At 60.0% G+C, this 19,205-nt stretch carries 16 protein-coding genes; 10 read left to right on the forward strand and 6 right to left on the reverse strand.

The window, feature by feature from the left end; all coding sequences use genetic code 11:
- Positions 1-289 precede the first annotated feature (289 nt).
- Complete coding sequence (locus Q2T52_RS03925; RefSeq protein WP_302075357.1) at positions 290-2,587, forward strand: DUF1217 domain-containing protein; 2,298 nt, start codon at positions 290-292, stop codon at positions 2,585-2,587.
- Between the two features lie 18 nt (positions 2,588-2,605).
- On the opposite strand, the gene Q2T52_RS03930 is transcribed toward Q2T52_RS03925, so the two are convergent.
- The 3 genes from Q2T52_RS03930 to Q2T52_RS03940 are packed head-to-tail and all read right to left on the reverse strand — an operon-like array spanning position 2,606 to position 5,688.
- Positions 2,606-4,036 carry an FAD-binding oxidoreductase gene (locus Q2T52_RS03930; RefSeq protein ID WP_302075358.1) on the reverse strand — a complete coding sequence of 477 codons (1,431 nt, stop codon included), beginning with the start codon at positions 4,034-4,036 and terminating at the stop codon, positions 2,606-2,608.
- A gap of 13 nt (positions 4,037-4,049) precedes the next feature.
- Positions 4,050-5,027 carry an L-threonylcarbamoyladenylate synthase gene (locus Q2T52_RS03935; RefSeq protein WP_302076027.1) on the reverse strand — a complete coding sequence of 326 codons (978 nt, stop codon included), beginning with the start codon at positions 5,025-5,027 and terminating at the stop codon, positions 4,050-4,052.
- Between the two features lie 49 nt (positions 5,028-5,076).
- On the reverse strand, positions 5,077-5,688 hold the full coding sequence (locus tag Q2T52_RS03940; RefSeq protein WP_302075359.1) for a DUF6656 family protein: 612 nt from the start codon (positions 5,686-5,688) through the stop codon (positions 5,077-5,079).
- 310 nt (positions 5,689-5,998) lie between these two features.
- Here Q2T52_RS03940 and Q2T52_RS03945 point away from each other — a divergent pair, with 310 nt between their 5' ends.
- The 4 genes from Q2T52_RS03945 (at position 5,999) to Q2T52_RS03960 (ending at position 9,600) form a co-directional block, all read left to right on the forward strand.
- Positions 5,999-7,240, forward strand: coding sequence for an aromatic ring-hydroxylating oxygenase subunit alpha (locus Q2T52_RS03945; protein ID WP_302075360.1), 1,242 nt, complete (start codon positions 5,999-6,001; stop codon positions 7,238-7,240).
- Positions 7,241-7,263: 23 nt separating this feature from the next.
- Positions 7,264-8,346 (forward strand): FAD-binding oxidoreductase, encoded by a 1,083-nt coding sequence (locus Q2T52_RS03950; RefSeq protein WP_302075361.1) that lies wholly within the window; start codon positions 7,264-7,266, stop codon positions 8,344-8,346.
- A gap of 93 nt (positions 8,347-8,439) precedes the next feature.
- Complete coding sequence (locus tag Q2T52_RS03955; RefSeq protein ID WP_302075362.1) at positions 8,440-8,946, forward strand: BA14K family protein; 507 nt, start codon at positions 8,440-8,442, stop codon at positions 8,944-8,946.
- 159 nt (positions 8,947-9,105) lie between these two features.
- Complete coding sequence (locus tag Q2T52_RS03960) at positions 9,106-9,600, forward strand: BA14K family protein (protein ID WP_436799483.1); 495 nt, start codon at positions 9,106-9,108, stop codon at positions 9,598-9,600.
- Between the two features lie 69 nt (positions 9,601-9,669).
- On the opposite strand, the gene Q2T52_RS03965 is transcribed toward Q2T52_RS03960, so the two are convergent.
- Positions 9,670-10,665, reverse strand: coding sequence for a transporter (locus tag Q2T52_RS03965; protein ID WP_302075364.1), 996 nt, complete (start codon positions 10,663-10,665; stop codon positions 9,670-9,672).
- A gap of 167 nt (positions 10,666-10,832) precedes the next feature.
- Here Q2T52_RS03965 and Q2T52_RS03970 point away from each other — a divergent pair, with 167 nt between their 5' ends.
- The 3 genes from Q2T52_RS03970 (at position 10,833) to Q2T52_RS03980 (ending at position 13,769) form a co-directional block, all read left to right on the forward strand.
- Complete coding sequence (locus Q2T52_RS03970; protein ID WP_302075365.1) at positions 10,833-12,623, forward strand: acyl-CoA dehydrogenase; 1,791 nt, start codon at positions 10,833-10,835, stop codon at positions 12,621-12,623.
- A 10-nt stretch (positions 12,624-12,633) separates the two neighbouring features.
- Positions 12,634-13,398 (forward strand): crotonase/enoyl-CoA hydratase family protein, encoded by a 765-nt coding sequence (locus Q2T52_RS03975; protein ID WP_302075366.1) that lies wholly within the window; start codon positions 12,634-12,636, stop codon positions 13,396-13,398.
- Positions 13,399-13,511: 113 nt separating this feature from the next.
- The gene (locus Q2T52_RS03980; protein ID WP_302075367.1) at positions 13,512-13,769 is read left to right on the forward strand and encodes a hypothetical protein; all 258 of its coding nucleotides are present in this window, start codon (positions 13,512-13,514) and stop codon (positions 13,767-13,769) included.
- Here Q2T52_RS03980 and Q2T52_RS03985 read toward each other — a convergent pair whose 3' ends face one another.
- Both Q2T52_RS03985 and Q2T52_RS03990 read right to left on the reverse strand, forming a co-directional pair.
- The gene (locus Q2T52_RS03985) at positions 13,770-15,014 is read right to left on the reverse strand and encodes a class I SAM-dependent RNA methyltransferase (protein ID WP_302075368.1); all 1,245 of its coding nucleotides are present in this window, start codon (positions 15,012-15,014) and stop codon (positions 13,770-13,772) included.
- Positions 15,011-15,760 carry a TlyA family RNA methyltransferase gene (locus Q2T52_RS03990; RefSeq protein WP_302075369.1) on the reverse strand — a complete coding sequence of 250 codons (750 nt, stop codon included), beginning with the start codon at positions 15,758-15,760 and terminating at the stop codon, positions 15,011-15,013. The genes Q2T52_RS03985 and Q2T52_RS03990 overlap by 4 nt, the downstream gene beginning before the upstream one ends.
- Positions 15,761-15,983: 223 nt before the next feature.
- Between Q2T52_RS03990 and Q2T52_RS03995 the strand changes: the two genes are divergently transcribed.
- Together Q2T52_RS03995 and Q2T52_RS04000 are read left to right on the forward strand one after the other, a co-directional pair.
- Positions 15,984-18,041 carry a methyl-accepting chemotaxis protein gene (locus tag Q2T52_RS03995; RefSeq protein ID WP_302075370.1) on the forward strand — a complete coding sequence of 686 codons (2,058 nt, stop codon included), beginning with the start codon at positions 15,984-15,986 and terminating at the stop codon, positions 18,039-18,041.
- 120 nt (positions 18,042-18,161) lie between these two features.
- Positions 18,162-19,190, forward strand: coding sequence for a DUF4424 domain-containing protein (locus tag Q2T52_RS04000; RefSeq protein WP_302075371.1), 1,029 nt, complete (start codon positions 18,162-18,164; stop codon positions 19,188-19,190).
- The last annotated feature ends 15 nt before the right edge of the window (positions 19,191-19,205 follow it).

Below are 19,205 nucleotides of genomic sequence, written 5' to 3' on the forward strand. Positions count from 1 at the left end.
CGGGACTTTTTTGTCCTCTGGTAAGGGCAAGATAGGCGCGGCCTTTCCAAAACCGCTTAAAAATCAGGGTTAAGAAATTTCTGCGTCTTTGGATGGTTAGCGAAAGTCAAGCGCCCATCCTTTCTCGAAAGTGAATAGGAACAGTTGTGTTTTGCACTGGCACGAAAATCGCCACGAAACAGGTCCACGCAAGTCTGGCGTGAAAAACTGAGACAGGAATTCCTTAAACTTCGTTCACGTATAATGCCGCGGTGAATGAGCGGACCAAAACCATCGAAGGGCCCCCGTCATGGTATCGACCTACCTCAGTTATAATATGGTGACGCGTGATCTTCAGACTTCGCTGAAGCGCGTGGCCAATGACTCGCAGGTTGCCGCCAATCGGAAATATTACGAAGAGAACATCGGCAAGGTGAAAACCGTCGATGACTTCATGGGCGACTATCGTCTCTATTCCTACGCCATGAAAGCCTATGGCCTGGAAGACATGACCTACGCCAAAGCCTTTATGCAGAAGGTTCTGGAAAGCGACCTGAGCGACCAGAACAGCTTTGCCAACAAGCTGACGGATTCGCGTTATCGCGATTTCGCACAGGCTTTTAATTTCAAGGAAAGCGGCGCCACCGCCCAGACTTCCGTGCAGACGGATACGATGCTGGGGCTCTATACGCAGACCATGGCCGACCAGGGCGACGCGGTCACCACGGATAGCAAATATTTCAGTAGCATGATGGACCAGATCGGCAATGTGAACGATCTGCTCAATGACGACCGTTTGCGCCAGTATCTGTTCAAGTCCTACGGGATTGACGACAACTACTACTCGCGTGATCTGATCACCGGCGTGCTGTCGAGCGATACGTCCGATCCCAACAGCTATATCAACAAGACGCTCGGCCCTCAGAAGGACGCCGTCAACGCGCAATTGCAGGATGCGCAGACGCGTTATAATGCGGCCACCAATGCCACCGATCAGGCGAATATCAATGCAGAAATCCAGCTGTACAGTGGCCAGCTGGCCAGCCTGCAGAAATATTACGACATGGCAGATGCGTTCCAGTTCAACGCCGATGGCTCCGTTCCTGCAGGTGGTGCGCAGACGGCCGCGCAAAAGGTGACCATCAACGATCTCTATCTGAGCAAGCAGGATCGTCTATCGACGGCAACGGCTCTAAACGAGACGGCCTATTTCAAGCAGCAGATGTCAAAGGTAACGGGCATCGGCGCCATCTTCGCCGATGATCGCCTCTATTCTTACATCAAGACCGCCTTCAATCAGGGGCCGGGCGTGACGTCGGATATGATCGCGAGCATTCTCAAGAGTGACCTGAGTGACCCCAACAGCTATGCCAATGTCAATGGTAAGGCTGATCCCAACATCCTGGCCATGGCCAAGGCGTTCAATTTCAGGACGGACGGCACCGTCGACGCCGGTCAGGCAGTCACTGACGCCCAGCTGGATACGATCTCAAACGGTTACTATTCCTTTTACAACGACAATCAGGACGCGGCAGACGACAAGGCGGCGCAGCTTTACAAGACCGCCTTGGCCGATGTGAAGTCCGTCGATACCTTCCTCAGCACCGCAAACGTGCGCGATTTCGCACTGAAGGCTATCGGTGTGGACCCGACCACCGTATCGAATTTCGAGCTACGCAAGATCCTGACCAGCGATCTCAGCGACAAGAATAGTTACGTCAATACGCTTGGCGACGATCGCTATGTCACCTTGGTCAAGGCGTTCAACTTCAACAGCTCGGGCGATGTTAGCACGCCGCTGACGGCTCAATCGACCGGCGTCATCACCGCGATTGGCTCGGACTACACAATCCAGAAGACCCGTTTCCTCACAGGAACGGATCTCGACAAGGCAAAGTCTGATGCGAGCACGGAAGTCGGCTATTATTCCGAGCAGATGCAGAAGATCCAGAATGTAACGGACTTCGTCAATGACGATCGTCTGGTGAATGTGCTTCTTACCTCCTACGGTATCGATCCGAAGAGCGTGACCAAAGACTTTCTGAAGCAGGTCTTCACATCCGATCTGAACAGCTCCAGCAGCTTCGCAAATCAGCAGACCAATTCCGTCTGGGCCGAAATGCGCGGCTCTCTCAACTTTGACGCCTCCGGAAACCTGTCGAAGGCGGATAGTGTCGGCATTCAGACCAAGGGCAAGCTGCTGGAGACGGAGAACAAGTACAATCGCCAGAGCCTGGAAGAAATCCAGGGTGAGGCGAATAATGGTGTGCGTCTGGCCCTCTATTTTGAACGCATGTCGAAAACAATAACCAGCGCTTACGACATTCTGGCCGATGGCGCTTTGGCTGAATTCTTCCGGGTGACCTTCCAGCTGCCAGACAGCATCGGCAGCCTGAACGTCGACAAGCAGGCGGAGCTTGTCCAGAAGTACATGCCGATGGAAGACATGAAAGACCCGGACAAGGTCAAGAAGCTCATCAACAAGTTCACCGCGCTCTATGACATGCAGAATTCAAGCGCGAGCTCGTCAGCGCTTTCCATCTTGAACGGTAGTGCCGGAAGCAGCGGTATCAGCTCTGATACGCTGGCGGCACTGAACGCGCGATAATCTTCGCCCGATCAGGCTCTAGACAGAGACAACCTTGCCTGGGTTCATGATCCCGGCCGGGTCGAAGGCGTGCTTGATCCGCCGCATCAGATCGATCTCGATCTCCGGACGGATGTGTGCCAGCTCGTCCCGCTTCAACTGGCCGATGCCGTGTTCGGCTGAAATCGAGCCACCTGCCTCCAGAACGATGCCGTGGACGATGGCATTGATCTCGCGCCAGCGCGCGATGAATTCCGCCTTGTCGGCGCCGACCGGCTGGGAAATATTGTAGTGGATGTTGCCATCGCCGAGATGGCCGAAGGCGCAGACGCGTGCGCCCGGCATGGCAGCGAGAACGGCTTTTTCAGCTTCTGCCATGAAGCTCGGAATCTTCGAGATCGGCACGGATACGTCGTGCTTGATCGATCCGCCCTCCGGCTTCTGCGCATCCGACATGCTCTCGCGCATGTGCCAGAGTGCCTTCTGCTGAGCAACCGAGCTTGCAATCACGGCGTCTTCGATCAGCCCTGCTTCGAAGCCCTGTTCCAGCAATGTCTGCACCATGGTCTCGGCAGTTGCCGCGGAGTCATTGGTGGAGATGTCGATCAGCGTGTACCAGGCATGTGGGTTCTCCAGCGGGTCGCGGACACCTTGAATATGGCGTGTGGTGAAATCGATGCCGATGCGCGGCATCAGCTCGAAACCCGTCAGCGCCGTGCCGCAAAGGTTGGAGGCCTTTTCGAACAGCTTCAGCGCGGCATCAGGTGAAGCCAGCCCGGCAAACGCCACCTGATGGCCCGCCGGCTGCGGGAAGAGTTTGAGAACCGCTGCGGTAATGATACCGAGCGTGCCTTCCGCGCCGATGAAGAGGTCGCGCAGGTCGTAACCTGTATTATCCTTCTTCAGGCGGCGAAGCCCGTTCCAGATTTCACCGGTCGGCAGAACCACTTCCAGCCCCAGGCACAGGTTGCGCATGTTGCCATAGGCGAGAACGGCGGTGCCGCCGGCATTGGTGGAAAGATTGCCGCCGATGCGGCAGCTGCCTTCGGAGCCAAGCGAGAGCGGAAACATGCGGCCAACCGCATCCGCCGCTTTATGAACATCCGCCAGAATGCATCCCCCTTCCGCCACCAGCACATTGGCGACAGGATCGACATCGCGGATACGGTTCATCCGTTCCAGCGAGAGGATCAGCTGGCTGCCGTCTTCGCTCGGCGTCTGCCCGCCAACAAGGCCAGTGTTCCCGGTTTGCGGCACGATTGCCGTGCCGGTTTCGCTGGCGAGCTTCAGGATGGCCGAGACCTCTTCCGTCGAGGCGGGTTTCAGCAGCAGCGGCGACTTGCCGTGATAAAGGCCGCGGTTTTCGATGAGGCGTGGCGCGAGGTCCTGCGCACTTCGAAGAACATTCGCCTCCCCCACGATGGCTGCAAAGCGGTCCAGAAGTTCGGGGGAGGGGGCAGTTCCAGTCATGGGATGTTCGTCCTTATTCGCGTGGGGCAGCGGCGCGCTGAAGCCTGTCGTTGATCGCCTCACCCAGTCCATGTGAAGGAATGGCGGTGACTGCAATTGCCTTCGCGCCTGTGGCATCGGCAAGCTTCAGATAGGAAAACAGGTTGGCGGCTGCCTCTGCCAAATCGCCGCGGGGGCTGAGATCGAACATGCCGGCAGCCTGCGCTTCGCCGATAACCGAAACATTGGCGAATTTGATTAGCGCTTCGCCTGATGAAACGGAGGTTGCATTCAGCCGCACATCGGCGCCGGGCGCGTAATGAGAAGCGAGCATGCCCGGTGCTTCGATGGTGGCGGAAGGACCGTCGGGCCGCAGAAGCGTAACGCCAAGCAGCGCCTCGATCGCCTCGGCGGAAATGCCGCCCGGGCGCAGTAGACGAACGTTGCCGCCCTCGACGCGAATGATGGTTGACTCGACGCCCACAGGCGCACTGCCGCCATCCAGGATCAGGGTCAGCTTTTCGCCGAGATCCTCGAATACATGCGCTGCCGTCGTTGGGCTGACCTGACCGGATGTATTGGCGCTGGGGGCTGCGAGCGGCCGCCCGAACCGGCGGATCACATCAGCCATCGATCCCTTCGGCACCCGCACACCGACCGTATCGAGGCCGGCTGTTGCCAGATCATGGATGGCGCTTTCCGGCTTGCGGGGCAGGACGAGTGTCAGCGGTCCGGGCCAAAAGGCTTCCGCGAGCTTTAGGGACAATGGGTCGAATTCTACGTGCTGCTCGGCCATGGCGAGATCAGCCATATGCGAGATAAGCGGGTTGAAGCGCGGGCGGCCCTTGGTTTCATAGATGCGCGTGACGGCAGCCGGATTGGTCGCATCTGCTGCAAGCCCGTACACGGTTTCCGTCGGCAGAGCGATCGGCAGGCCTTCACCGAGACGCGCGCAGGCTTCGCGAAGCGCGTCCTCGGGAAATTCGGCGATGTCGATGATCCGTGCTGCCATAATGGCAGGTGCATAGCGCCAAAGCTTGGCCTCGCGCAACCGTTTCGCGTCACATCCGCTTGATGATTTCCCGTAGCATGTTGTTGTGGGCCCCAAGCAGCAGCACGTTCTTCAAAGCCTCCTGCGGGTCCGTCGTCTTGAAGAGTACCCCGTTGCCCCTCACGGCACGATTGACGCGCACGCCCCGGGTTTCCGGTTCGCCTTCGATCGCGACGGCGAAATACATGCGGCCGTAATCATTGCGAATGCGCTCGAAGAACTGTTCCGCCTCGCCGATCTCGGAGAGGAAGTTGCACATGTAGAAAGACCAGCTGATCGGCAGGTGCCCGAAATGCGTGCTGGACGCCGTGACGTGGCAGTAGCCGAGATGCGGGCGCTCATCGAGCGACCGACTGAAGACGATCTTCGGAAACTGGATCGAGCGGTGAACGGCGTTGATCCGCTCATGCGTCTTCTCGCCTGCGGCCGCAAGCTTCTTTTCGGTCCGCTCAGCCACCTCTTCATAGGTGAGGTAACGCTTCTCCGTGGGAAGCCAGTCCTCCCTTTGTCGGGAGATACGGCCTGTGCGCAAAAATTCCGAATGAGAAGCAGTCTTTGCCTTCGGCGCGGCGGGTTTCAGCGCGCTCGCATCGAAATATCTGAGTCTCGTCTTGGTCGCCATGCATCTGCACTCCAGCACTACCGGCGAAGTTTAGTAAATGATCCTTAACGGTGGCTTGCGTCATGAACGGATGCTTGCGATGTTCTTTTTGCGTCGTAACCGTCACTTGCAGCGACGAGAACTGCAGGGGAAAACCTCTTGGTTTGCAATGCATAGCGGCTGTTTGCCGTGCTTCGCCATGTCGCATTTTGTCGTCAATGCGGAATACGATGTCGCATTGTCATGGCAGGAAAGGCCGGATGCTCGGCTATACAGAAAACAGATGATCGCGGGTGTCGCGTTGCGTGTGCGGCACAGAGAGGAGCGGAAGATGGATATTCGCAATACGGTGCTGCGGCAGCTGAAAAACCGCAATGAAGGTTTCAGCCTTGAGCAGCCCTTCTATATCGACCAGGACTATTTCCGTCTCGACCTCGAAATGATCTGGTATCGCGACTGGCTGTTCATGGGCCATGACTGCGAGATCCCGAAGGCCGGCAATTACTTCACCGTTCAGATCGGGGATTACCCCGTCGTCATCGTGCGCGGCCGCGACAAGGTTATCCGCGCCTTCCACAACACCTGCCGCCACCGCGGTCACCGCGTCTGCACGCAGGAAAAGGGCGCTTCCGCCAAGCTCGTCTGCCCCTATCATCAATGGACTTACGACCTTGATGGCTCGCTGGTCTTCGCCCGCCAGATGGGCGAGGATTTCGACAAGTCGCAGTTCGGCATGAAGACCGTGCATTGCGAAGTGGTGGCCGGTTACATCTTCATCTGTCTTGCCAATGAGGCGCCGGATTTCGCGCCCGTTCGAGCAACGATCGAACCCTATATGGCGCCGCATCGCCTGTCGGAAACCAAGGTCGCTCACAAGAACACGATTATCGAGAAGGGCAACTGGAAGCTCGTCTGGGAAAACAACCGCGAGTGCTACCACTGCGCTGGCAACCATCCGGAACTCTGCCGCACCTATCCGGAAGCGCCGAGTGCAACGGGCGTGCAGGGCGCTGCCGAAGATCCCTTCATTTCCGAACACTGGCAGCGTTGCGAGGCAGCCGGTCTGCCGTCCGCGTTCAACATGCACCAGAGCGGCCAGTTCCGCGTGGCGCGTATGCCGCTGGTGGAAGATGCCGAAAGCTACACCATGACCGGCAAGCGGGCCGTCAAGCGCCCGCTCTCCGATGACGTGACGATCTCTCATATCGGCACCATGCTGCTGTTCCATTATCCCACCACCTGGAACCACCTCTTGGGCGACCACGCGATTTCCTTCCGCGTTCTGCCGATCTCGGCGGAGGAAACCGCCGTCACAACGACCTGGCTGGTCCACAAGGATGCGGTGGAAGGCGTCGACTACGACCTGGAAGAGTTGACCCACGTCTGGAACATGACCAACGATCAGGACCGGTCCATCGTCGAGGAAAACGCCTTCGGCATCCGCTCGCCCGCTTATGAACCCGGCCCCTATTCGCCGGACCATGAGGGGGGTGTCATGCAGTTCGTGGAGTGGTACACCAACTTCATGATCGACCGCCTGCAGGGCGATGCCAAACTGTCGGCTGTGGCCTGAAGACGTATGAACCCGGTGAAGGCATGAGCATGGCGGCCCCCTCCTACCAGCACTTCGACCAGATGCAGTCGTTCAGCGACCGCCTGCATCTTCTGGAATGCACCTCCGTGACGGAGGAGGCGCCTGATGTGATGACCTTCACCTTCAAGGCGAATAAGCCGGTCTGGTTCCGCTACCTGCCCGGCCAGTTCGTGACACTGGAAATTCCGGTCGGGCCCGAACCAGTCATGCGCACCTATACGCTGTCCTCCAGCCCATCGCGGCCCTATGCGGTCGCGGTGACGGTCAAGGCGCAGAAGGACTCGATCGGTACGCGCTGGATGTTCGAGAACCTGAAGCCGGGTATGACGATCCGCGCCTTCGGTCCGCTCGGCGATTTCTCCTATGTGAAGCATCCGGGGGAGAAGTACCTGTTCATCTCCGCCGGGTCCGGCATCACGCCGATGATGTCGATGACCCGCGACATGGCCGACCGCGCACCCCTTTCGGATATCGTCTTCGTCAATTGTGCCCGCACGCCGGCTGACATCATCTTCCGGCACGAGTTGGAAGGTCTGGCCCAGGTGATGCCGCATCTCAACCTTGGCTTCGTGGTTGAGCGTGCGGGCCAGTCGCATGCCTGGTCAGGCCTCCGCGGATTTATCGATCGCGCCAAGATTTCGCTGCTGGCGCCGGACTTCCTGGAGCGGACAGTCTTCTGCTGCGGACCGGAACCCTTCATGGCTGCAGTCCGTTCTGCACTTGAAAGCGCCGGTTTCGACATGAGCCGCTACCATCAGGAAAGCTTCCAGCCCGCTTTGCCTCTCGTCGAAGACGTGCTTTGTGAAGTGGCGGAAGCCGATGCGGCCGCAACGGTGTCCTTTTCCATGTCCGGCAAGAAGGGCCAGTGCAAGCCAGGCGATACAGTGTTGAAGACAGCCCGGACAAGCGGAGTTCGCATCGGCGCTGCCTGCGAGTCAGGACTTTGCGGCACCTGCAAGGTACTCCTGCTTTCGGGACAGGTGGATATGAACCACAATGGCGGTATCCTGGACGACGAAATCGAGGAAGGCTATATTCTCGCCTGCTGCTCCCGTCCGAAGGGCGATATCGAAGTCGAAGCGTGAAGTTGTCCAGTTTCACGTTTCGGTGACGAAAGAGGAACCTTCGCCGGATGCTCTGCGTTTCTTGTTGGAACAAGAATCGAGAGGAAACCGAGAATGGGTATTTTTACAAAAAAGCTCGCAGTGCTCGGCACTGCACTTGCCGTCACCGTTGCGGGTCTTGCGCCAGTTCAGGCGATGCCGCTCGTACCGTCCGCACCTGCTTCGACCGACCGTACGCCGGTCGTAAACGTTCAGTTCAGTTCGGAGCATGGCGATAACCAGCCTTACTATCGCCAGTACAATGGTCCTCGCCGCTGGTATGGACGTGATAGTGGATGGAATCGCGGATGGGAAGGTCGCCATGGCGGCTACTACAATGGCTATCGTGGATATCGGCACGCCCGCCCGGGCTATCGCTACCACAACGGTGCTTGGTTCCCGCTGGCAGCTTTTGCGGCTGGCGCCTTGATCGGCGGTGCCGTGCAGTCTGCACCGAGCCGCAGCTATGGTGGTAGCCACGTGGCATGGTGCCAGCAGCGCTACAAGACCTATCGGGCCTCCGATAACACTTACGTCGCCAACAGCCGCGGCGAACGCCGCACCTGTAACGGCCCTTATTAAAACCGATAGGAGCGGGCTGCATTTAAGCAAGCTCTTCACAAAGCAGTGAGCCTCTTGCGAGAGGCTCACCATTAATCCGCCATTCAGGCGCGCAACCATAGCTTTTCATTGATCGTCGGCGCATTTTTCCGCGCGGCGCTATTCAGAAAGGCAGATGACATGATCAGCTTCATGAAGAAGTTTTCCCTGTTGGGTCTTTCCGCCGCCATGCTGACGGCGTCGATCCTGCCCTCGCAGGCCATGCCCATGATCTCGGCACCGGCACCGGCAGTGCCATCAGGCGATGTGGTTCAGGTGCAGTATTGGCGTCATTACGGCGGCCCAGGTTACTGGCGCGGCGGTGGCTATTATCGCCCAAGTCCGTACGCACGGCCTGGCTGGTATGGCGGCTATCGCGGCTACCGCTACGAGCGCCCCGGCTACCGATACCATAATGGCTTCTGGTTCCCGCTTGCAGCCTTTGGCGCAGGCGCCATCATCGGCGGTGCCATTGCGTCTGAGCCACGCTACGTGGCGCCCGCGCCGCGCGCCGCAGGCGTCAATCCGCAGCATTATCAGTATTGTGCTGCCCGATACCGCTCGTATGACGCCTATTCCAATACCTTCCAGCCCTATAACGGGCCGCGCCAGCAGTGCTACTCGCCATATTATTGACGGCCTTCGGCAAATGCCATGACCAGGACGCCCGGCCTCGTGCCGGGCGTATTCATGTGAGGTCGGCAATCAAAGAATGCGGGCCTTCTTGACCGCCCACCAAGCCAGCAGGATCGACAGTACGATGAAGCCGATGGCATACATCGTACCGTCATCGCTCTTGGAAAAGAAGAGATTGCCGGTGTTCATGCCGAAGAAGCCTGTTACCAGCGTCGGCGGCAGCAGGAAGGCGGTCATCAGCGACAGCACATACAGATGCCGGTTGGTTTCCGACGACAGCTTGGAATCGATTTCTTCGTGCAACAGGCGGGCGCGCTCCTGCAGCGCGTAGATGTCGTGATCTACGGATTCCAACCGACTGATCAGCCGGCTCGACACATCCTCGAAGGCAGGGTGAATGTCATCCTCGTCAGCGGCTGCGGCCCGGCGCAGTAGTGATAGCACGGTGCGAAGATGCCGATGCAGACGAACCGCGGTGCGGCGGATGGGGGCAAGCCTACGGCGTTCGTCCCGCGGCGTTTCGTGATAGACGTAGTCTTCGATCTGGTTCAGCTCTTCCGTCACTTCCATGACAAGCGCAATCAGCGTGCGCTGGAACTCGGTGACGATGAGTTCGAGAATATCCATCGGCTGGCGATAGCGAGAGGGGTTCTTCTCAATTGCCGCGCGCACGCGCTCGGCAGATTGCAGCGGTTGCAGACGGGTGGTGACGATCAGGTGGCCGCAAACGGCGAAATGTAGCCAGCCGAGATCGCGCGTATTGGTATCGAAATCGCGCTGGAAATCGACAAGCGTGCCGTAGACAACCTGGTCGCTGACCGTCAGCGAAGCATGGGTCTCATGGGTAACGAGCGCCGCTGCGGCGATAGATGGCAAACCGGGCAATGTCTCTAAAAACGATGCGACGCGGGCATCGGCGAGGTTGAGATGCAGCCAGACAAAACCATCCGTATCGAGCAATTCCTGTAGGCTCGCTTCCGAGGTCAGCGAATTGCATTCGGTGTTTGAGGGCTTGAAGTGGTATGCCCAGACGAGACCGGGAATAGTGGGGGCGGCGATCAACATATCAAATCCAGGCTTTGGGGCGGAAGTCGAGACATACTAGGTGCCTTGGATGACGGGAATGTGCAAGCGAGGTCGGAGCCGATTGACAACCAGTCTTACGTTTACGTAAAAAGAAGAAAATCGACCGTCTGGTCCGATGTAGTACACGCGGCTGAGGAGGAGCTTTCATGTACAACGCCCCTGTCCGGGATATCGTCTTCACCCTGAACCATGTTGCAGGCCTCGAAGGTGCCATTCAATCCGGCAGCATGGGGGAACTCGGGCCGGATCTGGTGGACGCCATTCTGGAAGAGGCGGGGCGTTTCGCCAGCCAGGAAATGGCGCCGCTCGGCGAGATCGGCGACAAGCAGGGCGCACGTTTGATCGACGGCAAGGTGCGGTCACCCGATGGCTGGGTCGATCTTTACAAGTCCTGGCGGGAAGGCGGATGGAACGGGCTGACGGCGCCGGAAGCCTTTGGCGGTCAGGCACTGCCGCATATGTTGAATGTCGCGACGCTGGAAATGTGGAACTCCGCCTCCATGGGGTTCGCGCTGGGGCCGACCTTGACGATCGGCGCCATCGAAGCCCTTCATGCCCATGGCAGCGAGGCGCTGAAGGCGAAGTATCTGGAAAAGCTGGTCTCCGGTGAATGGACCGGCACCATGAACCTGACGGAACCGCATGCCGGTTCCGACCTCGGGGTGTTGAAGACCCGCGCCGAGCGCCGCGACGATGGCACCTACCGCATCTTCGGCCAGAAGATCTACATCACCTGGGGCGAGCATGACGCTGCCGACAACATCATCCATCTGGTGCTGGCCCGCCTGCCGGATGCACCGGCCGGCACGCGCGGCATCTCGCTCTTCCTGGTGCCGAAATTCCTGGTGAACGAGGACGGGTCGCTGGGCGAGCGCAACGATCTGTTCTGCCACTCGCTCGAAAATAAGCTCGGCATTCATGGCTCCCCCACCTGCACCATGATCTATGGCGATGGTCGCTATGGATCGGAAAAGGGGGCGATCGGCTGGTTGGTTGGCGAGGAGAACAAGGGCCTCGCCTGCATGTTCACAATGATGAACAATGCGCGCCTCGCCGTTGGCATCCAGGGTGTCGCGGTGGCCGAAGCCGCAACCCAGAAGGCGATCGCCTATGCCAAGGAACGCACGCAAGGCAAGGCGCCGGGCTGGACGGGGCAGGGCCAATCGGGCGGCATGAGCCCGATCATCGAACACCCGGATGTCGCCCGCATGCTGCTTACCATGAAGGCGCTGACGCAAGGCTCACGTGCCATCTGCTATGCCTGCGCTCATGCGCTGGATCTCTCACACCGTTCTGCAGACGCGAAATCACATTGGGAGCAGCGCGCAGCCCTGCTGACGCCGATCGCCAAAGCCTTTTCCACCGATGTTGGCGTCGATGTCGCCTCGCTGGGTATCCAGGTGCATGGTGGCATGGGCTTCATCGAAGAGACGGGCGCGGCCCGCTACCTGCGTGATGCCCGCATCGCGCCGATCTATGAGGGCACCAACGGCATCCAGGCGATCGACCTCGTGACGCGCAAACTTCCGCTCGGCAATGGCGATCATGTGCGGGGCTTTATCGTTGAACTGCGGGCTATCGCAGAGGCGGTTCGGCTGTCCAACAAGCCGGATCTGGGCGAAACGGCAGAGCGGCTGGTCCGCGCGCTGGATGATTTGACCGAGACGACCGAATGGTTGCTGGCGCGGCTGGCTGAGGGCAAGACGGCGGAAGCACTGGCCGGTGCGACACCCTATCAACGCCTGTTCGGACTGGCGCTGACGGGTGCCTATCTCGCCAAGGGCGCGATAGCACAAGCTGATGATGGCAGTGAACTTGCGCGCGCATCACTTTGCCGTTTTGCTGCGGAAAACCTGCTCTCGGAAACAGCGGCGCTGAAGGATCGGGTTATGACAGGTGCCGCCAGCCTGGAAGCGGCACGTGCCGCGCTTGCCTGAGGAGGCTTTGATGAGCGACGATCTTATTCTTGTCGAGCGTCCCGAGGCGCATCCCGGCGTGCTGGTGATCCGGTTCAACCGGCCGGACAAGAAGAACGCCATCACGGCCGCCATGTATCGGCGCATGACGCTGGCTCTCCACGAAGCCGGGCAGGATGCCGGCATCAAGGCGGTTGCCTTTCTCGGCGCCGAGGGATGTTTTTCCGCCGGCAATGATATGGGCGACTTTATCGCCTATGCCGTGTCCGGTTCATCGGAGCCGCCGGCTGCGGTTGATTTTCTCAAGGTGATCGCAAGCTTTGGCAAGCCGCTGGTCTCTGGCGTTGATGGCCTGGCGATCGGCATCGGCACCACGCTCAACCTGCATTGTGATCTCACCATCGCTTCCAGCCGCAGCCTGTTCCGCACCCCGTTTGTGGATCTGGCCCTGGTGCCCGAAGCGGCCTCCAGCCTGATCGTGCCGCGGATCGCCGGTCATCAGCGGGCCTTTGCCCTGCTGGCGCTGGGCGAGGGTTTTTCCGCCGAGGCCGCGCGCGAGGCGGGGCTGATCTGGAAGGTGGTGGAGGCCGAGGCGGTGGAACGGGAGACGCTTGCGCTTGCTTCCTCGCTCGCGGCAAAGCCCGCCGGCGCGCTTCGGATCGCCCGTGACCTTCTGCGCGGCGACACGCAGCAGGTGCTGGATCGCATGGATGGCGAGATGGTGCATTTCTCTGCGCAGCTGAAGAGCGCGGAAGCCCGCGCGGCCTTTGAAGCCTTCATGAAACGATCGCGGTGAGGGGGAGCATGCTTGCCGACGAACCTACCGTTCACGGCTTGTTAAGGCGTGCGCTGGAAGGATAACCTTCAGCGCCGCCCGAAAGATGGAGCGGCGGACCGGGAGCGACATCCATGAAGAAAGTCCTGCTTGCAGCAGTCAGCCTGCTGATCGGCGCCTCTGCAGCGATTGCCGATGGCAAGGTCATCACATCCCGCACCATCAATAACAATGACTACAAGCCCCGCCAGCGCTTCATCTGCGTGGTGCCGCCTCAGGACAGCGACAATCGTTCGCGGCCCTATACCTGCCGCGCTCCGGAAGGCCGCGTCGGTGGCACCTGCCGTTGCGATGGTGTTGTCGGCTCCGGCCGGCTGGACCTTGCCGGTTGATCACTTCGACAGCAGGGCTACGGCCTCGACATGCGGCGACCAGAGGAACTGGTCGATCGGCGTGACGGAGATGATCTTGTAGCCGCTATCTACGAGGACGCGCAGATCCCGCGCCAGCGTCAGCGGGTTGCAGCTGACGGCCGCAATCGTCCGGATGCCGGATTTTGCCAGTTCCTTGGTCTGGGCTTCCGCACCCGCGCGCGGCGGGTCGAACACCACAGCGTCGTAATTCTTCAATTCCTGCGGCATCAGCGGGCGGCGGAAGAGATCGCGCTTTTCCACGCTGACCGGCTTTAGGCCCTGCGTGCGGCGCGCCGCCTCGTCCAGTGCTTTCAGCGCCTTGTCGTCACCTTCCACCGCGTGCACCTTGGCTTGCCGCGCCAGCCGCAGCGCAAACGTGCCGCTGCCGGCAAACAGATCCAGCACCCGTTTTGACTTGCCGATATGGGCGATGACGAGCTCCGCCATCACCTGTTCCGCCTCCCGCGTCGCTTGCGTGAACCCGCCGGGAGGAGGGGACACTGTGACGCCACCGAAGTCGAGCTGCGGCTTCTGCGGCTCCACGACGATCTCACCATTGATGGAGACGCGGGCGATACCCTTGAGGGACAGGACGGTTTCCACCACGGTACGGCGCTGCTTGTCCGACAGCGCTTTCAAGCCATCGGCAGCCAGGTCGAGCCCGGACAGCGTCTCTATCACGGTTAGGCGAAAGGGATCGGCACCGACAGCCATGCTGCCTGCAAGCGTCCGGATCATCTCCAGCCGCCCGACAATACCGGGCGACATGATCGGACATTCGCGGATGGAGATAATGGTGTGGCTCTCCATCTGGTTGAAGCCCAGAAGAACCTCCTTCTCCGTCTTGCGCACGCTGAACACGGCGCGGCGACGCTCTCCAGGCGCGGCGGGTACGAGATCGCGCACGTCAGGCTCAAGGCCTTTGGCCTTCAACGCGTCCACGACAAGCGCACGTTTGAACTCCTGATAGGGCTTGTCTGCCAGATGCTGCAGCGAACAGCCGCCGCAGAGATCACCGTCCGGACCGAAATGCCGGCAGGGCGGCGTCACCCGCTCCGGCGCGGTGACGGAGGTGGACATGACAGTGCCCTGATTGCCGACGCGCGCAATCGCGACCGTCTCCCCGGGCAGGGCAAAGGGAACATAGATGGGGCCTTCCGCGCCATGGGCAATGCCGTGGCCCTGTGCGCCCAGGCGCTGGATGGTAACGGTCTCGGTGCTCATGGCTTGCGTCCTGCCAATAGATATTCCTGGTTTCCGTCTCCCCCGACGATGGGGGAGGCAATGATGCCGAGGCTCTCCCAGCCCATCTCCTCGACAAGCCAACGTTCGAGGTCGGCAGCGATCTGGGACCCCAGCGAGGGATCGCGCAATATACCACCCTTGCCGATCGCCTCGCGGCCCGCTTCGAACTGCGGCTTGACGAGCAGAACACAGAAAGCGCCTTTGTCGGCCAGGTGCAGCGCCGGTGGAAGCGCAAGCTTCAGCGAGATGAAAGAGACATCGGACACGACAGCGCCAATCGTCCGGTGGCCGATATCCTCGGCGGTCAGACTGCGCGCATTCAGCCCTTCGAGGTTCGTGACCCTTCGATCATCCCGGAGGCTCGGACGCAACTGGTCATGTCCCACATCCACGGCAACCACATGCATGGCCCCGCGCTCCAGCAAGACCTGCGTGAAGCCGCCGGTTGAGGCGCCAACGTCGAGACAACAGACGTCAGCCGGCGTGAGTCCGAAGTGGTCGAGCGCTGCAACGAGCTTCAGTGCAGCCCGCGATACGTAATTGAGGGCCGGATCGTCGATCGAAATTGCTGAGGAAGCGGAGGTCATCTGCCCCGGCTTCGTCGCAACTTTGCCGTCAACCCGCACGGTGCCGCGCAGGACCGCATCGCGTGCCCGCGACCTGCTTTCGAACAGGCCGCGTGTGACGAGAAGCTGGTCCAGGCGTTGCGAAGTGGTTTGGGTCATCCTGCGCTCAATGCCGCGCATAGACTGGCAAAGCAAGTCTCTTCCGATTCCTGGGGAGGCTGGTTTTGCGCCGCTGACGAGATCATGCCGCTTTCTCCATCAAGCGATGAAATTTCAAATTGCAGATGCGACTTTCAATCACCTGTTAAGGCAAATCGGTTTTGGTGGGATATCACTAGAGCCGGTGGCGCACGATGCGCCTCTTTTGAAGCACCTGAGAACGATGTCATTGCAAAATCTCTCGATCAACAAGAAGCTCATCGCTGCCTTCATGGCGCTCATGTCCATTTGCCTTCTGGCATCGGCATTCGTTTTTCGCGGTGCGTTGACCTCCAGCGAAGCCGCCGAGCGCCAGTTGGCTGCACAGGCCATCGTTGAAAAGACCGATGCTGCGGTGCAGGGCATGCTGGAACAGGCCACCAACCTGCGTGGCTACCTGCTTTACGGCACCGACACCACCTATCGTGAAGTGGGCGCTAGCCGCGAGAAAATGCTGGCTGCGCTGGACGAAGCGACTCAACTCGCTGCCGGTCGCGCCGACCTGATCACCTCCCTGACGGCCATGCGCCAGTCTGCCAACGAGTTCCAGACGCAGCTGGCAGAGCCGCAGATGGCAGCCCGCAAGGCCGACAAGCCGTTGACCGAGGTCCTTGCGGCAGGCCAGACAAAAATGTCCGGACAGTTGGACGCGTTCCGTGCCGCCGCCGCTCAGACCAAGGACAAGGCCATGGCCTTGGCACGCCAGCTCGTGGCTGACCAGCGCCAGGCCTTTACGGATCTTCTGCTGACGCTGTTGATCGGCGGTGCGGTGGCTGGCGTCATCTGCGTCGTCATCATCTGGGGCCTTTCTCAGGCCATCGTCGCTCCGATCGTCGGCATGACGAATGCCATGTCACGCATCGCAGCCGGTGACAACAATACGGAAGTGCCGGCACTTGATCGTGGCGACGAAGTGGGCCGCATGGCCCAGGCGGTCGCGGTCTTCAAGGATGCAGCCATCGAAAAGCAGCGTCTGGCGCGCGAAGCCGACGAGATCCGCCAGGCCAGCGATCGTGAGCGCATGACCAATGACGAGCGCAAGGCCTTCGAAGCTGCGGAAATTGATTTCGCGATGAACGCACTTGCCGAAGGTCTGACGGAATTGGCCAACGGCAATGTGTCCTATCGTCTTGCCAAGCCCTTTGCCGATCGCCTGGACCGCCTCCGCCACGATTTCAACGAAGCGCTTGGCAAGCTGCAGACAGCCCTGCGCGGTGTTGGCCAGAATGCATCCGCCATCAATGCCGGTGCCACGGAAATTCGCGCGGCAACCGATGATCTGGCCAAGCGAACCGAGCGTCAGGCCGCTTCCGTGGAGCAGACGGCTGCCGCTGTCGAGGAAGTGACCACGACGGTCAAGGAATCGGCTCGTCGTGCGGAAGATGTCGGTGTTCGCGTCGAGCGGGCCCGCATCAGCGCTGAAAAGTCCGGTGAGGTGGTGCGCCGCGCTGTTGAGGCGATGGAAGGCATTTCCAAGTCATCAGGCGAGATCGTCAACATCATCAGCGTCATCGATGACATCGCCTTCCAGACCAACCTGCTGGCACTGAACGCGGGTGTTGAAGCGGCGCGTGCTGGCGAGGCCGGCAAGGGCTTTGCCGTGGTTGCACAGGAAGTGCGCGAGCTTGCCCAGCGCTCCGCCAATGCCGCGCGGGAGATTAAGACGCTTCTGACCACCTCCAGCCAGCAGGTGGATGCTGGCGTGGCACTCGTCGGTGAAACCGGCGAAGCGTTGCAGGCGATCGTCACCGAGGTCCAGGGTATCGACGAAAATATCCGTGCGATCGTAACCTCCTCTCGCGAGCAGTCGACCGGTCTTCAGGAGATCAATCAGGCGGTCACCGCGATGGATCACAACACGCAGCAGAATGCCGCCATGGTGGAAGAGCAGACGGCAGCAAGCCACGCGCTGGCACGCGAAGCCGCAGCGCTGGATGACCTCCTCAGCCAGTTCAAGCTGGGTGTTGCCGCAGGCGGACAGTTTGCTCCGACGCGCGCGTCCAATGTATCCCAACCCAAATCGCCCTCGGCGCCATCTGCCGCCAGCGCACCTTCGTCGACGATTGCACCGGCTGCTGCTCCAAAGCGTTCATTCCAGCCAGGCCCTAAGGCGGCGAGCGTCACCTCGCGCCCGGCGCCGTCTCCCGCTGCCGCCCTTCACAACAAGCTGGCTGGCGCCTTCAAGAGTGCACCGGCGCCTGCGGCATCCAAGCCCGCCCAAGACAATTGGGAAGAGTTCTGAAATACTTCAGAGTGCGTGTTGAAAAGGGGCGGGCGACTGCCCCTTTTTCCATTGCAGCCTATCCCTTGCCAGCGCCCGCAGACGCGTTATCGTCATGGGGACGGATAGGGGGATTGGACCATGATCAGGCAGGTCGGATTGGGTGCTGCGATTTCACTGGTGCTTTTCGCCAGTGCTCTGGCAAACGACACGATGGCGGAACTCAAAGCCGGCGGTCTTGTGTTCGTGCGCACCAGCGATGTGATCATGAGCCAGGAGGAACTCTTCCTCTCCATGGACGAGGTGCGGGTGGATTACGTCTTCACCAACAAGTCTGACAAAAACGTTGAAACCGTTGTCGCCTTTCCCATGCCGGATGTGGAAGGCTCGATGGGGCTGAACCTCGCCTTGGATGACCGCGAATCCGATAACTTCTTGGGGTTCACCGTGACGCAGGACGGGCAGGCCATCAAACCGACGCTCGACCAGCATGTGCTGGTCGCCGGCGTTGACAGGACGGATGAGTTGCGGGCGGCCAAGGTGCCGCTTCTGCCCTACAGCGAAAAGACCTATGCCGCGCTGGCCGCCCTGCCGGACGCGACCAAGAAGGATTGGATCAGCAAGGGTCTTTTCCTCGAAGATATCATCGACGCCGGAAAGGGTCCGCAGGCGGACTACACGCCGTTATGGACCCTGCGTTCCACCTACTGGTGGAAGACGACCTTCCCGGCCGGCAAGACCGTGCGCGTCAGCCACCGCTACAAGCCAAGCGTCGGCGGCACCGTGGAAATCAGCTTCGTGCAGGATGGCAAGCCGAACCAATACTACAAGGAATATGCAGCCCGCTACTGCATGGATGATGCATTCCTCAAAACCGGGATCAAGCTGCGCAATGATCAGGAAAGGACGAATGTCATCTATAGCGAAAGATGGCTGTCCTACATTTTGAAAACGGGCGCCAACTGGAGCAATGGCGCGATCGGCAAGTTCAAGCTGGCCGTCGATAAGGGCAGGCCGGAAAACTACGTCAGCTTCTGTGGCGATGGCGTCAAGAAGACTGGCCCGACGACGTTCGTGATGGAGAAGACGGACTTCTGGCCGGACAAGGATCTGGATCTGTTGTTCCTGGTCCGGGAAACCCCCGGTCAAGATCCCCAGCCCAAACCTTAGGTGTGGTAGACCGGG

It is taken from the genome of Rhizobium oryzicola (assembly GCF_030504645.1).
In the GTDB taxonomy this organism is placed as follows: domain Bacteria; phylum Pseudomonadota; class Alphaproteobacteria; order Rhizobiales; family Rhizobiaceae; genus Neorhizobium; species Neorhizobium oryzicola.

Excerpts from the sequence above, each read along its gene's own strand:
- Q2T52_RS03955 (WP_302075362.1), top strand. The coding sequence starts at position 8,440 with ATGGGTATTTTTACAAAAAAGCTCGCAGTGCTCGGCACTGCACTTGCC.
- Q2T52_RS03925 (WP_302075357.1), top strand. The coding sequence starts at position 290 with ATGGTATCGACCTACCTCAGTTATAATATGGTGACGCGTGATCTTCAG.
- Q2T52_RS03935 (WP_302076027.1), bottom strand. The coding sequence starts at position 5,027 with ATGGCAGCACGGATCATCGACATCGCCGAATTTCCCGAGGACGCGCTT.
- Q2T52_RS03985 (WP_302075368.1), bottom strand. The coding sequence starts at position 15,014 with ATGAGCACCGAGACCGTTACCATCCAGCGCCTGGGCGCACAGGGCCAC.
- Q2T52_RS04000 (WP_302075371.1), top strand. The coding sequence starts at position 18,162 with ATGATCAGGCAGGTCGGATTGGGTGCTGCGATTTCACTGGTGCTTTTC.
- Q2T52_RS03965 (WP_302075364.1), bottom strand. The coding sequence starts at position 10,665 with ATGTTGATCGCCGCCCCCACTATTCCCGGTCTCGTCTGGGCATACCAC.
- Q2T52_RS03940 (WP_302075359.1), bottom strand. The coding sequence starts at position 5,688 with ATGGCGACCAAGACGAGACTCAGATATTTCGATGCGAGCGCGCTGAAA.
- Q2T52_RS03975 (WP_302075366.1), top strand. The coding sequence starts at position 12,634 with ATGAGCGACGATCTTATTCTTGTCGAGCGTCCCGAGGCGCATCCCGGC.
- Q2T52_RS03970 (WP_302075365.1), top strand. The coding sequence starts at position 10,833 with ATGTACAACGCCCCTGTCCGGGATATCGTCTTCACCCTGAACCATGTT.
- Q2T52_RS03980 (WP_302075367.1), top strand. The coding sequence starts at position 13,512 with ATGAAGAAAGTCCTGCTTGCAGCAGTCAGCCTGCTGATCGGCGCCTCT.
- Q2T52_RS03995 (WP_302075370.1), top strand. The coding sequence starts at position 15,984 with ATGTCATTGCAAAATCTCTCGATCAACAAGAAGCTCATCGCTGCCTTC.
- Q2T52_RS03990 (WP_302075369.1), bottom strand. The coding sequence starts at position 15,760 with ATGACCCAAACCACTTCGCAACGCCTGGACCAGCTTCTCGTCACACGC.
- Q2T52_RS03930 (WP_302075358.1), bottom strand. The coding sequence starts at position 4,036 with ATGACTGGAACTGCCCCCTCCCCCGAACTTCTGGACCGCTTTGCAGCC.
- Q2T52_RS03950 (WP_302075361.1), top strand. The coding sequence starts at position 7,264 with ATGAGCATGGCGGCCCCCTCCTACCAGCACTTCGACCAGATGCAGTCG.
- Q2T52_RS03945 (WP_302075360.1), top strand. The coding sequence starts at position 5,999 with ATGGATATTCGCAATACGGTGCTGCGGCAGCTGAAAAACCGCAATGAA.
- Q2T52_RS03960 (WP_436799483.1), top strand. The coding sequence starts at position 9,106 with ATGATCAGCTTCATGAAGAAGTTTTCCCTGTTGGGTCTTTCCGCCGCC.